The following is a 12,650-nucleotide window of genomic DNA, read 5'->3' as shown; positions in this document are numbered from 1 at the left end:
GAACCAAGCCTGCCACCTCACGCCTATCGCCACGGTGACGTAATTCCGGCCCTCCCGGCCCGGAGCCATACCCTTCCGTCCATGATGGACTGGCAACTGCGCCCGGCATCGGGCTCGGACGTCGAGGCGGTGGCCGAGCTGCGCGCACTCGTTCTGCGGGCCGACCTGCACCGGCTCGGGCGGTACGACGCGCAGCGAGTGCGCCAGCGGCTACGAGACGAATTCGCCCCGGCCCACACCCAGGTGATCGAGGTGAGCGGCGGCTTCGCCGGCTGCGTGGCGCTGCGACCGGCTGAAGGCTGCCACTGGCTGGAGCATTTCTATTTGGCGCCGCAGCTTCAGGGCAACGGAGTCGGCTCGGGCGTGCTGCGCGAACTGATGGAGCGGTGTGACCGCGACGGCGTCGTCGTCCGGTTGAACGTCCTGCAGGGCAGTTCGGCCAGACGGCTGTACGAGCGGCACGGGTTCGTCGTCGAGGCCGAGGATCCGGTGGACGTGTTCATGGTGCGCGCGGGGTAGGCCCGATTCACGCTACTTGACATAATGTAGATTATCGGCGAAACGGCGACCTGCGAAGATCGCCTCAGAAGGGGCTGAAACCGACCGTGTTGGCGCGTCTGCAAGCTCCTCCAGCGGGCAGGCTGGCCGCACTTGCAGACGCCACAACATCGGAACACCGGCGATGTCGGAGCGCGGTCGACACCGACGACTCGTCAGTGAGACGTACGCAGGGGCACGTCATTACGCTCACGATCCCCGACAAGTGACGCCACCTGGTCCAGCGTCCGGCGAACTCCGGACGAAACGGACATTTCATGCATAATCGCCATTATCCAGCACGGAACACGGGATTGTCGGTGCCGTGCGGTACAAGATCCATATGCACGTGCTCGCCGCCCAGGACGCCTTCTTCCTCGCTCGCCGGACGCGCAAGGACTCGCCGCACACAACGGCGGCCTACCAGCGCGATCTCCAGGGCGTGAACACGCTCCTGGCCGAGACGCTCCACTCCCCTGTCGAGGACCTGACGACGCAGGACCTCACCGGCGGCAACCTCCGCCACGCCTTCGGGCTGTTCGCCGACACGCACGCCAAGAGCTCCGTGCTGCGGGCCTGGTCGACGTGGAACCAGTTCCTGACGTTCTGCGTGGCCGAGGACCTGATCGCCGGCAACCCGATGGGCGCCGTGGCCCGCCCCAAGACCCCTCCGCTCGTGCCCAAGCCGCTCCGGGGTGAGGACACCCCCGAACAGCTCCTCACGGCGGCCAAGGAGGGCGCGCGGAAGGGCCGTGACCCGTGGCCTGAACGCGACGTGCTGGTGATCGCGTTGGGTCTGGTGGCGGGGTTGCGAAGTGCGGAGATGCGCACGCTCACTCTCGCGAGCGTCGTCGGCCGGGAAGGTGACAAGCGGCTGCACGTGAAGGGCAAGGGCAACCGGGACAGGTCAGTCCCCATCGAGCCCCCGATGGAACACATCATCGACGCCTATCTGAAGAGCTGCCGGCAACGCTTCCCGCAGGGCCGGTTCGACCGCGACTCAGCGCTGCTCAGGGACCGCCACGGTGAGCCGATCGGGAGGGGCGGCCTGGAGTACCTGGTGAAGTCGTGTTTCCGGTGGGCGGGGCTGAACGACCGGGTCCCGACGGGCGCAAATTTGCACGCTCTCAGGCACACCTTTGCGACGCGGCTTGCCGAGGACGGTGCGAGTGCCAGCGAGATCATGGCGTTGCTGGGGCATGCGAGTTTGGCGACGAGTCAGAACTACATCGAGGCGACTGCGCGGGAGCGGCGAGCGGCGGTGGCGAGCAACAGGACGTATCGGGCGCTCAAAGACATCTAGCCCGGCTCCACCGCGATAGGGCACTCTCGGCTCAATGACCACAAGCCGGGGGTCGCCCTGTTGCCGGATCGTTAGGCCGAGTGGGTGACCTGATAGTGCGAAAACCGCATTTCAGGGGTACCCAATGAGAATGAGATCCGTGTGGCGTGGGGCCATCTCCTTCGGGTTGGTGACGATCGCCGTGCGCCTCTACACGGCTGTCGAGGAGCACGACTTCCGTTTCAACCAGGTGCACCGGGAGGACGGCGGGCGCATCAAGTACAAGCGCGTCTGCTCGGTGTGCGGCAACGAGGTGGAGTACGGCGACATCACCAAGGGCTATGAGTTGGACGACGGCCGGATGGTGATCATGGAGAACGAGGACTTCGAGAAGCTGCCGGTGAAGACCGACAAGTCGATCGACGTCCTGGAGTTCGTGCCTGCGGAGGAGATCGATCCGATCTTCTTCCAGAAGACGTATTACCTGGAGCCGGACAAGGCGGCTGCGCGGCCGTACGTGTTGCTCAGGGATGCTCTCGTCAAGACGGGTCAGCTGGCGGTCGTGAAGATCACGATTCGGCAGAAGGAGACGTTGGCGACGATCAGGGCGCGGGATGACGTGCTGGTGATGCACACGATGTTGTGGCCGGACGAGATCCGCAAGGCGGAGTTCGACTTCCTGGACCAGAACGTCGAGGTGCGGCCGCAGGAGCTGAAGATGGCGACGTCGCTGGTGGAGTCGATGGCCGGGGACTTCGATCCGGACACGTTCACCGACGACTACCGGGATGCGCTGGAGAAGGTCATCGCGGCGAAGGCGGAGGGTGCGGAGTTGCCCGAGCAGCCTGAGGTGGAGGACAAGGGCGACGTCATCGATCTGATGACGGCGCTGGAGCGCAGTGTGGAGAAGGCGAAGGCCGGGCGTAAGGGCGCGAAGAAGGCTCCTGCCAAGAAGAAGGCTTCGTCGGCGTAGATGGCCGGGCTCGACGAGTACCGGCGCAAACGGGATCCGGCCAGGACGCCGGAGCCCGTGCCCGATGCTGACGTACTGCCTAAAGGCAATAACGACACGTTTGTGATTCAGGAGCATCACGCGAGCAGCCTGCATTGGGATGTGAGGTTGGAGCGTGATGGTGTGTTGGTGTCGTGGGCGGTGCCGAAGGGTTTGCCGCCCACGACGGATGTGATCCGGTTGGCTGTGCACACGGAGGATCACCCACTCGAATACGCGGAGTTTTCTGGGGAGATTCCGAAGGGCGAGTACGGCGGCGGCGAGATGTTCATCTGGGATCGCGGCCGGTACGAGACGGTGAAGTGGTCGGACCGCGAGGTCGATGTGATCTTGCACGGTCACCGCACCCGAGGTCAGTTCGTGTTCTTCCGTTCCGGCAGGGACGGGAAGAACTGGATGATGAAGCGCCGGCATGCTCCGGTGCGGCCGGACTGGCAGACGCTCCCCGAGATCCTGAAGCCGATGCTGGCGGCGCCCGGTCCCCTCCCCCAGGACGATGATGATCTTTGGGCTTACGAGTTCAAGTGGGACGGTGTCCGCGCGATCCTGCGGGTGGAGGGCGGGCGGGTGCAGGCCTGGTCGCGGCTGGGCAACGACATCACCGTCGCCTACCCGGAACTGCAGGGCGTCGGCGAGCAACTGGGCTCCACCGAGGCGCTGCTGGACGGTGAGATCGTCGCGTTGCAGAACGGCCGGCCGAGTTTCAGCGCGTTGCAGAACCGGATGCACGTGAGCAAGGCGGAGGCGGCGCGCCGGGCGGCGCGTCAGTACCCGATCACGTTGCTGTTGTTCGATCTGCTGCATCTCGACGGCACCTCCACGCTGCAGTTGCCCTTTCGGCAACGCCGGGAGTTGCTCAGAGAGCTCGAGTTGAAGGGCTCGTACTGGCTCACTCCCCCGTCCTACGACACCGACGGTGCGGCGGTGCTGGCGGCGAGCCGGGAGCAGGGGCTGGAGGGGGTGGTGGCGAAGCGGCTGGACTCGACCTATCAGCCCGGGGTGCGGTCGCCGGTGTGGCGCAAGATCACCGACCTGATGGCGCAGGAGGTGGTGATCGGCGGCTGGCGGATGGGTGAAGGCAAGCGGGCCGGGGTGATCGGCGCGTTGCTGCTGGGTATTCCGCAGGGTGACGGGCTGGCGTTCGCGGGGTCGGTGGGCACGGGGTTCAACGACGCGGAGCTGGCGGTGCTGACGCCGCGGTTGAAGGCGTTGGCGCGGAAGTCGTCGCCGTTCGTGACGGAGATGCCGCGGGAGCGGTCGAAGGGTGCGAAGTGGGTGGAGCCGGAGCTGGTGGCGGAGGTGGTGTTCCGGCAGTGGACGCCGGACGGGCGGATGCGGTTTCCGGCGTGGCGGGGTTTGCGGCCGGACAAGTCGCCTGAGGAGGTGCGTCGGGTTGAGCAGTGATGCAACGGTGCGGGTCGAGGGCCGGGTGTTGAAGCTGACGAACCTGGACAAGGTGCTGTATCCGGAGTTCGGGTTCACCAAGAGCGAGATCATCGACTACTACACGCGGATCGCCCCGGTGTTGCTCCCCCATCTCAAGGACCGTCCGGTCACGCTCAAGCGCTACCCGAACGGGGTGGACGGGAAGTGGTTCTTCGAGAAGAACGCGCCGGAGCACCGGCCGGACTGGGTGCGGACGATGCGGCTGGAGTCGCCGGGCAGCTCGAAGGGCAACGAGACGGTCAACTACGTGATGGTGGACGAGTTGGCGACGTTGGTGTGGCTGGCGAACCTGGCGGCGTTGGAGTTGCACGTGCCGCAGTGGACGGTGGGGCCGCGCGGGGGCAAGCGGGATCCGGATCTGCTGGTGTTCGACCTGGATCCGGGTGCGCCGGCGACGGTGGTGGAGTGTTGCCGGGTCGCTGAGCAGGTGCGGACGGTGCTGGACGACGACGGTGTGGATTCGTGGGCGAAGACGTCGGGCAACAAGGGCATGCAGGTGTACGCGTATGCGCCGGCGAAGGACACGTCGGAGTACGCGAAGGACGTCGCGCAGCGGCTGGCGAAGGAGATGCCGCGGCTGGTGGTGGCGACGATGGCGAAGGCGCAGCGCACCGGGAAGGTGTTCATCGACTGGTCGCAGAACAACCCGGCGAAGACGACGGTGGCGCCGTACTCGTTGCGGGCTCGGGAGCGTCCGTCGGTGTCGACGCCGATCACGTGGGACGAGGTCGAGGAGTGCCAGGTGCCGGAGGAGCTGGTGTTCACGGCCGACGAGGTGCTGGAGAGGGTCGAGGCGGCCGGTGACCTGTTCGGTGGTTGAGCGGGAACGGATTCTGGCGGTGTTGCCGGGTGCGGAGCTGGAGTCGGTCGGGCTGGCCGCGGAGCCGGTCGAGCTGATGCTGGTGGTGGACGATCCGCGCGATGAGGCGTCGTACGTGCCCGCGCTGGGGGCCGCCGGTTATCGGGTCGTGGTGCGGGAGGACGGCTGGCACGATCACCGCTTGCTGGAGGGGCCGGGCGCGCGGCTGTACGTGTTCGGGCGCGTGCGGGCGGAGCCGGGCGACGTGGAGTTCGTGACGGAGAACCCGCCGCACAACGCGCCGATCGAGTTGCAGGAGTACGACCCGGTGTGGCCGCGGTGGTATGCGGCGGAGGAGGCGAAGATCCGGGCGGCTTTGGGTGATGCGGTCGTGCGGGTGGAGCACTGCGGGTCGACGTCGGTGCCGGGGCTGGCGGCGAAGCCGTTGATCGACATTGTGCTGGTGGTGCCGGATTCGAACGACGAGGACGCGTATGTGCCGGCTCTCGTCGACGCGGGCTACTACCTGCGGTTGCGGGAGCGGTCGTGGTACGAGCACCGGTTGCTGAAGGGCACGGTGCCGAATGTGAACCTGCACGTGTTCTCCCCCGGCTGCGAGGAGGTCGACCGGATGCTGACCTTCCGCGACCGGTTGCGCACGCACCCTCAGGATCGGGCGGAGTACGAGGCGGCCAAGCGGGCGTTGGCGAGCCAGACGTGGCAGCGGGTGCAGGACTACGCCGACGCGAAGACGCGGGTGGTGGCGCGGATCATCCTGCGGGCGCTGAGCTGAACCGGCGCCGGTAGGCCGAGGGGGTCAGGCCGGTCTCGCGGCGCATCAGCGCGCGGAGGTTGGCGGCGGTGCCCAGGCCGGTGCGGCGGGCGACGACGTCGAAGCGCTGCTCCCCCAGTTCGATCAGGCGGCAGGCGAGGGTGACGCGTTCGCCGGTGAGCCAGGCGAGCGGGGTGGTGCCGAGCTGGGCCTGGAAGCGGCGGTGCAGGGTCGCGGGGCTGACGGCGGCGCGTGCGGCGAGGTCGGCGACGGTGAGGGTGGTGTCGAGGTGTTGCTGGGCCCAGGCGAGCACGGGGGCCAGTGACTCGTCGGGCAGGTCGGGTACGGGGCGTTCGACGAACTGGCGCTGGCCGCCGTCGCGGTGGGCGGCGAAGACGAGGCGGCGGCTGACGGCGTTGGCGATCTCGGCGCCGTGGTCGCGGCGGACGAGGTGCAGGCCGAGGTCGAGGGCGGCGGCGCTGCCGGCGGAGGTGAGGATGTCGCCGTCGTCGACGAAGAGCACGTCCGGTTCGAGCTGCACGGCTGGGAAGCGGGTGCGGAACGCCTCGGCCCACTGCCAGTGCGTGGTGGCACGGCGGCCGTCCAGCACCCCTGCCTCGGCGAGCGTGAAGGCGCCGCTGCAGAAGCCGACGAGCCGGGCGCCGCGGGCGTGAGCGCGGCGGATGGCGTCGAGTACGGCGGGCCGGCGGGGTGCTTCGACGTTGGGCCGGTTGGGGACGATCAGGGTGTCGGCGGTGTCGGCCGCGCTCAGGTCCGCGACGGCGGTGAGGGTGAAGAACCCGTCGCGCATCTCCGTGGCCGGTTCGGGTGAGCAGAGCCGGAAGTCGTAGAGGTCGGGGCCGATCTCGGGGCGGTGCAGGCCGAAGATCTCAGTCGCGCAGCCGAGCTCGAACGGGTTGGAGTTCTCGTCCACGATCACAACGACTCGGTGCGAGGATTCTTGCGGCATGTGCGATTCCTAGCACTCACGTCGGTCGCGAGTACAGCGGCAGGCTCAGGGCGTGAACCCCATCTCTCTCGACAAAGCCCTGGACTCGTTCGACACCGTGTGGAGCCCTCGGATCGTCACGCGGGTCAACGACTACGACGTGCGGGTGGCCAAGGTCGACGGCGAGCACCTCTGGCACGTCCACGACGACACCGACGAGTTCTTCCTGGTGCTCAACGGCGAACTGCACATCGCGCTGCGCGAGCCCGACGGCGAACGCACGGTGGTGCTCCCCCAGGGCTCGGTGTTCACCGTGCCGCGCGGGATGTTCCACAAGCCCTCCGCCCCGTCCGGTGCGCAGCTCCTGCTGTTCGAACCCACCGGCACGCTGACGGTCGGCGACCGGCACGACGAGGTCCCGGACCACGTGGACGCCACGATCGGGCACGACCTGCCCTGAGGAGCAGAACTCCCCAGGGCAGGTCAGCGGGTCAGCCCAGGCGGCAGGCCGACAGGATGATCTCCTGGCCGAGCAGCGTGCGGACCCGGACGGCGTTCTGGATCAGCTGGCCGTTCGGTCCGGTCGCGGTCTCGTTGAGGTGGACCGTGGCGACGCCGGGGATGCCGATGGTGGCGGGAGCGGTGCCGATCGGCTGGCCGTTGAGCGTGCCGACTTTGGAGGAGCCGACGATGCCGTTCGCGTCACTGACGCAGCTGGCCTCGACGGCGTTGAGCTTGATCGCTCCGCCGAGCAGCGTGGCTCCCTCCACCCGTGCCGAGGCGACCGTGCGGCCGGTGTTCGGGTCGAGGGTGCAGTCGGCGTGCAGGGCGTTGCCCGAGGCGAGGCCCAGCACGTTGACTTGGGCGACGGTCTTGTCCTCGTTGGGCGGGCACTGGGCGTGCGGCGTCTTCGCGACGTTGATCAGGCCCGACGCGCTCAGTGCCCACGCCTCACCGCGCAGGTAGACGACGACCTTGACGACGGCGGTGGCGGAGTCGCCGTCGTCGTCGGTGATGGTCACCAGGACGTTGTGCGCGCCGAGCTTCGTGAACGCGTGCGAGCTGGTGCAGGTGCCGCTACCGGCGCCCTGGGCGACGGCGCCGTTCACCACGGGGGTGCCGTCGTCGAAGTTCAGCGTGCAGGTGTGCTTGTCGTTGGTGGCGATGTCGGTGAACGGCGCGGTGAAGTTCACCGTGGTGCCGCGCGTGACCAGGGTCTTGTCGGCGGCGAGGGTGACCTTCGGGGCGACGTTGGACAGCGTGAGCTCGGTCGTGGCCTTCACCGCGGGGTTCACGCCGTCGTTGGCGGTCAGGGTCAGCGTCCACACGCCGTCATCGGTGCACTTGACCGTGGTGGCCTGCGCGGCCGGGTTGCCGAACGAGCAGGTCGCGCCCGCGTCGACGCCGGACTTCGGGGTGGCGGTCCAGCTGGTGGTCAGCGAGGGACCGTCGGGGTCGGTCACCTGGCCGGCGATGGCGACGTCGGTGCCCTCCTGACCCGCGTACGGGCCGCCGGGCTTCACCACGGGCGGGGCGTTGACCTTGACGGTGGTGCACTCGGTGACCGAGCCGGCGCCGCCGCCGTCAGTGCCGTGCGCGGTGACGCACAGCTGGTGCGTGCCTGCGGCCAGCGGCGGGGTGTCCACGGTGTAGTCGACCGTGGCGGGGCCGTCCTGCGGCAGGCTCGGCGTGATCGAGGTGATCGGGATGTCCGCGCCGTTGTTCACCTTCAACGTCAGCTGCGTGAGCTTGGAGGCGATGACGCCGGGGACGACGTCGGGCAGCTGCGAGACGTTGGGGACCTCGGTGCAGGTGCCGCCGGTGGTCTCGGCGATCTTGCGCAGCGAGCCCTGCAGGCCGGGGTTGTCGCACGCGGCGGCGTTCGAGACGGCGAAGGTGAAGATCTTGATGCCGGCGTTGTTCGCCTGCTGCAGGGCGGCGTCGACGGTGCCGGGGCCGTTGGACGCGCCGTCGGAGAAGAAGACCATCAGCTTGCGCGGCTGGGATGCCGCGGTGGCCGAGGAGATGCCGGCGGTCAGGCCGCCGACGAAGTTCGTGGTGTTGCCGGCGTTGCGGGCGGTGAAGAGGTTCACGCCGCCGCCGAAGAACGCGCTGGCGAGCGCTTCGGGGACGTCTTTCGTGCCGTTGCCGTTCGCGTCGGCACCCGGTGCGACGACCTTCTGGTCGCCGGCTGCGGGGCTGACGTCGACGGTCTGGCCGTTCTCGCCGAAGACCGCGGCGCCGGTGTTGCCGACGACCGTGTTCGGGACGGCGGCCTTGGCGTGCAACGCCTTCGCGGCGGCGATCTCGCAGTCGAGGATCGTGGCGGGGTTGCCGTCGCCGTTCTGGTCGCCGCCACAGCCGGCGGACACGTTGCCCTGGGTGGAGCCGGACACGTCGAGCACGTAGGTCAGCGCCGTGTCGACGACCGCGACGCCGGTGCCGATCGAGGCCTTGCCGGTGACGGTGACCGGGCCCGGCACGACCACGCTGTTGTTGGCCGGGCTGGTGATCGTCACGCCGATGCTGGTGCCGCCGGGCAGGTTGCCGTCGGCCGCGTGTGCAGGGATCGCGAGAGCCACGGTGGCGACCAACGCGGTGCCGACCGTGATCATGGGTCTCATGCCTGTGTTCTCCACTCGTTCGTTTCGTCCCCGACCGAACGGAAGGAGACCGCACGTGCTGGTCCTGATACAGCGGGTCACCGATTTGCATCGATAGGCGACCTATTCGGAGCAGTGCGGGTTCCGGCCTTGTAGATCTGGTGAGTCCGGAAGAATCGCGTCCGTGAGGTTCGGGGTGCTCGGTCCGGTGCAGGTCGACGGTGTGGAGGTCGCCGCGCCACGGCAGCGCGCGCTGCTGGCGATGCTCGTGCTCGACGCTGGGCGGATCGTGGGGCACGAACAGCTGATCGGCGGCTTGTACCCGGAGCCACCCACGCGGGCCGCGAACGCGTTGCAATCTCAGGTCTCCCGGCTGCGCAAGACCATCCCCGGGCTCGTGATCGAGCACCACCCCGCCGGATACCGGCTGGTCGCCGACCCGTTCGACGTGGATCTCCAGCTCTGTGTCGAGCTGCTCGCGGCCGGGCGTGGTGCTGAGGCGCTGAAACTGTGGCGTGGCACCGCTCTCGCTGATGTCGACGCGCCGTTCGTGGCATCAGCCCGGCTCCGGCTGAGAGAAGTGTTCATCAACTGCGCACTTTCCGGCGGGACCGAAAACGACCTCCGGGAGTTGCTTTCCGAAGATCCACTTCGGGAGGACGTGCGGGCCGCGTTGATGCGGGTGTTGCACCGCGACGGCCGGCAGTCCGAGGCGCTGGAGGTGTTCGCGGCAGGCCGCTCGCTGCTGGCCGACGAGCTCGGGGTCGACCCCTCCCCTGTGCTCGTTGCTGCCCACCTGGAGGTGCTGCGGGCCGAGGCGCCGCACCGGGGTGTGCCCGCGCAGCTCACCAGCTTCGTCGGCCGGGACGAAGATCTGCGCCGCGTCACCAAGTGGCTGCAGGAGAACCGGCTCGTGACCTTGATCGGCCCCGGCGGTACCGGCAAGACCCGGCTCGCGGTCGAGGTCGGCCACCGTGAGCAGGGTGAGGTGGCGTTCGTCGACCTCAGCGCCACCTCTGATGTGGCACGCGCGCTGCTTGACGGTGTCGGGGTCCGCGAAGCCGGCTTGCTGTCCGCTGGGCCGGTCAGCGTCGAAGAACGGCTTCTGGCGGCACTGGCTGCTCGGCACGCGTTGCTGATCGTGGACAACTGCGAGCACGTCATCGGCGACGCCGCCCGCGTTCTCGGCACGGTGCTCGCCGCGTGCCCGGACGTGAAGGTGCTCGCGACCAGCCGTGAACCGCTCGGCATCACCGGTGAGGTCCTCAGCCCGGTCGCCGCGCTCGACGACGAGGCCGCGGTCCGGCTGTTCCTCGACCGCGCTCAGGCCGTCAAGCCCGGCTTCACCGCGGACAGCGAGCTGATCGCGGACGTGTGCCGGCGGTTGGACGGGATCGCGCTCGCCATCGAGCTTGCCGCCGCACGCGTCCGGTCACTCGCGCTCACGGAGATCGCCGCTCGGCTGGGCGACCGGTTTCGGTTGTTGTCCAAGGGCAGTCGCACCGCCGCGCCCCGGCACCGCACGTTGCATGCGGTCGTCGAGTGGAGCTGGGACCTGCTCACCGATGCCGAACGCGACCTCGCCGCTCGTTTCACCGTGTTCTCCGGCAGCGCGAGCCTGGACGCGGTTCTCGGTGTCTGCGAGTCCGATGTAGACACTCTCACTTCGTTGGTGGACAAGTCACTCGTCGAGATCAGCGGCGACCGCTACCGGATGCTCGACACGATCCGGGCGTTCTGCCGTGGTCGCGCGCCGGATCTCGCCGAACGGCACGCGCGCTGGTTCCTCGCGCTGGCCCAGGAAGCCGAACCGCACCTGCGCGCGCACGAACAGGTGGAGTGGCTGAACAGGCTCAAGGAGGATCACGACAACCTCGTCGCCGCCGTCACCTGGGCCACTGCCCACGACATCACCCTCGCGCTCGAACTGGTCGCCGCGCTCGCCACCTACTACTGGTGTCGCGGCCTGCGCACCGAAGCCGCCCACCTGGGCGAAGCCGTCGTGCACGCGTGCGGCGAGACGGCTCCGCCAGAGCGTGAGGAGGAGTACGCACTGTGTCTGCTGATCGCCTGGCCCGTCGCGACCGGTGACCAGACCGGCCGGATCCGCCAGGCCGACTCGTTGCTCGTCACGCTGAACGTGCCGCCGCGCTACCCGATCATGACCATGCTGTGGGGCATGGCGCTCGGCGCCCCGCAGGACGAGTCCCAGGTGTGGCACCACCGCAACCGGCTGCTGGGCACCGACCCGTGGAGCCAGGCGCTCGCCCTGGTGGGCGACGGTCTCATGGCCCGCATGCAGGGCGACCACGCCGCGAGCGAGGACCTGCTGCGCCGGGGTGCGCAGGCGTTCACCGAGGTCGGTGATCGGTGGGGTGCGGCGCTGGCGTTCACGCAGCTCAGCGAGATCGCGCTGGCCGCTGGGGACGCCACCGGCGCGTTGCGATACGTCGAACGCGCCCGCGGCCTGCTCGAGGAGCTCGGCGCGACCGAGGACACCGCGGAGGCTGTCGCTGGACGTGCCCACGCGCAGCTGGCCGCGGGAGATCTGGCCGGAGCGAAAGCCGACTTCGACCTCGCGCTCACCCTCGCCCGCCGGGCCGGGGCGCAGGTGGTGCAGGCGGGCGCTCATCTGGGGCTGGCCGAGCTGGCCCGCCTCACCGGTGACTGCGCGACGGCCCGCGCGGAGTGTGACCGGGCGTGGGAGCTGACGCCGGGCGGCTGGTACAGCCCGGACGAGATGCGCTGCCACATCGCGCTGGAACGCGGCCGGGTCGCGAAGGACGAGGGCGACCTCGACCAGGCCCGGCAGTACTTCGACGAGGCACTGCGCCGGGCCGTGGGACAGCGCAACCGCGTAACCGAGACCGCGGTGCGCGCGGAACTCGCCGCCCTAGCCGGGCTTTGATCCGCCGCCACCACAGCCACGCCGGCAGCCGGCGGTGCGCGATGAACGTCCACAGGTCGTCCTCGGCCACGTCGTTGGGATGGCGCCGCAGCACCTCCAGGCACTCCCGCGACACCACGCCGTGCAGCCGTGCCACGTGCGCGAGAGCCGTGGCGCCGTGCTGGCGGACCTCGATCCGGTTGTGGTCCAACGCGCGCACGACCCGTGCCAGCGTCACCCACGGGTCCGGATAGGACAGCGACAGGCCGATCACCGAGATGCCGACCATGTCCTCGCCGCGGTCGAACGCCGCGTCGACCTCCTCCGGCCGATCGGTGCCCATCAGGGCGGAGAAGTCGCGCC

Annotated in this window: 10 protein-coding genes; 8 read left to right on the top strand and 2 right to left on the bottom strand. The window is 69.0% G+C overall.

Going from position 1 to position 12,650, the window contains the following annotated elements:
• Nucleotides 1–81: 81 nt before the first annotated feature.
• The 6 genes from DI276_RS27115 to DI276_RS27090 all read left to right on the top strand — a co-directional run bounded on the left by DI276_RS27115 (nt 82) and on the right by DI276_RS27090 (nt 5,869).
• The gene (locus DI276_RS27115) at nt 82–519 is read left to right on the top strand and encodes a GNAT family N-acetyltransferase (protein ID WP_112268363.1); all 438 of its coding nucleotides are present in this window, start codon (nt 82–84) and stop codon (nt 517–519) included.
• Nucleotides 520–862: 343 nt separating this feature from the next.
• Nucleotides 863–1,840, top strand: coding sequence for a tyrosine-type recombinase/integrase (locus DI276_RS27110; RefSeq protein ID WP_112268361.1), 978 nt, complete (start codon nt 863–865; stop codon nt 1,838–1,840).
• Between the two features lie 130 nt (nt 1,841–1,970).
• Nucleotides 1,971–2,792 carry a non-homologous end joining protein Ku gene (ku, locus tag DI276_RS27105; RefSeq protein ID WP_112268359.1) on the top strand — a complete coding sequence of 274 codons (822 nt, stop codon included), beginning with the start codon at nt 1,971–1,973 and terminating at the stop codon, nt 2,790–2,792.
• Nucleotides 2,793–4,235, top strand: coding sequence for a non-homologous end-joining DNA ligase (gene ligD / locus DI276_RS27100; protein WP_112268357.1), 1,443 nt, complete (start codon nt 2,793–2,795; stop codon nt 4,233–4,235). It abuts the gene before it with no gap.
• The gene (gene ligD / locus DI276_RS27095) at nt 4,225–5,097 is read left to right on the top strand and encodes a non-homologous end-joining DNA ligase (protein WP_112268355.1); all 873 of its coding nucleotides are present in this window, start codon (nt 4,225–4,227) and stop codon (nt 5,095–5,097) included. Before ligD (DI276_RS27100) ends, ligD (DI276_RS27095) begins: the two co-directional genes overlap by 11 nt.
• Nucleotides 5,078–5,869, top strand: a complete 792-nt coding sequence (locus DI276_RS27090) for a GrpB family protein (RefSeq protein ID WP_232836947.1) — start codon at nt 5,078–5,080, stop codon at nt 5,867–5,869. Before ligD (DI276_RS27095) ends, DI276_RS27090 begins: the two co-directional genes overlap by 20 nt.
• Here the strand turns inward: DI276_RS27090 and DI276_RS27085 are convergent.
• Complete coding sequence (locus DI276_RS27085; protein ID WP_112268353.1) at nt 5,847–6,818, bottom strand: GlxA family transcriptional regulator; 972 nt, start codon at nt 6,816–6,818, stop codon at nt 5,847–5,849. The genes DI276_RS27090 and DI276_RS27085 overlap by 23 nt on opposite strands.
• Nucleotides 6,819–6,870: 52 nt before the next feature.
• Here DI276_RS27085 and DI276_RS27080 point away from each other — a divergent pair, with 52 nt between their 5' ends.
• Nucleotides 6,871–7,257: a cupin domain-containing protein gene (locus tag DI276_RS27080; protein WP_112268351.1), complete on the top strand. Its 387-nt coding sequence runs from the start codon at nt 6,871–6,873 to the stop codon at nt 7,255–7,257.
• Nucleotides 7,258–7,288: 31 nt separating this feature from the next.
• Here the strand turns inward: DI276_RS27080 and DI276_RS27075 are convergent, their stop codons facing one another.
• Nucleotides 7,289–9,421, bottom strand: coding sequence for a vWA domain-containing protein (locus DI276_RS27075; RefSeq protein WP_157984971.1), 2,133 nt, complete (start codon nt 9,419–9,421; stop codon nt 7,289–7,291).
• A gap of 163 nt (nt 9,422–9,584) precedes the next feature.
• Between DI276_RS27075 and DI276_RS27070 the strand changes: the two genes are divergently transcribed.
• Nucleotides 9,585–12,308, top strand: a complete 2,724-nt coding sequence (locus tag DI276_RS27070; RefSeq protein WP_112268347.1) for a BTAD domain-containing putative transcriptional regulator — start codon at nt 9,585–9,587, stop codon at nt 12,306–12,308.
• The last annotated feature ends 342 nt before the right edge of the window (nt 12,309–12,650 follow it).

Origin of the sequence: Lentzea terrae (assembly GCF_003265345.1) — a bacterium.
In the GTDB taxonomy this organism is placed as follows: Bacteria; Actinomycetota; Actinomycetes; order Mycobacteriales; family Pseudonocardiaceae; genus Lentzea; species Lentzea terrae.
The sequence above is the reverse complement of the archived record's forward strand: the minus strand, read 5'-3'. Positions and strand labels throughout refer to the sequence as shown.

Excerpts from the sequence above, each read along its gene's own strand:
- ku (WP_112268359.1), top strand. The coding sequence starts at position 1,971 with ATGAGATCCGTGTGGCGTGGGGCCATCTCCTTCGGGTTGGTGACGATC.
- DI276_RS27075 (WP_157984971.1), bottom strand. The coding sequence starts at position 9,421 with ATGAGACCCATGATCACGGTCGGCACCGCGTTGGTCGCCACCGTGGCT.
- ligD (WP_112268357.1), top strand. The coding sequence starts at position 2,793 with ATGGCCGGGCTCGACGAGTACCGGCGCAAACGGGATCCGGCCAGGACG.
- DI276_RS27115 (WP_112268363.1), top strand. The coding sequence starts at position 82 with ATGATGGACTGGCAACTGCGCCCGGCATCGGGCTCGGACGTCGAGGCG.
- DI276_RS27085 (WP_112268353.1), bottom strand. The coding sequence starts at position 6,818 with ATGCCGCAAGAATCCTCGCACCGAGTCGTTGTGATCGTGGACGAGAAC.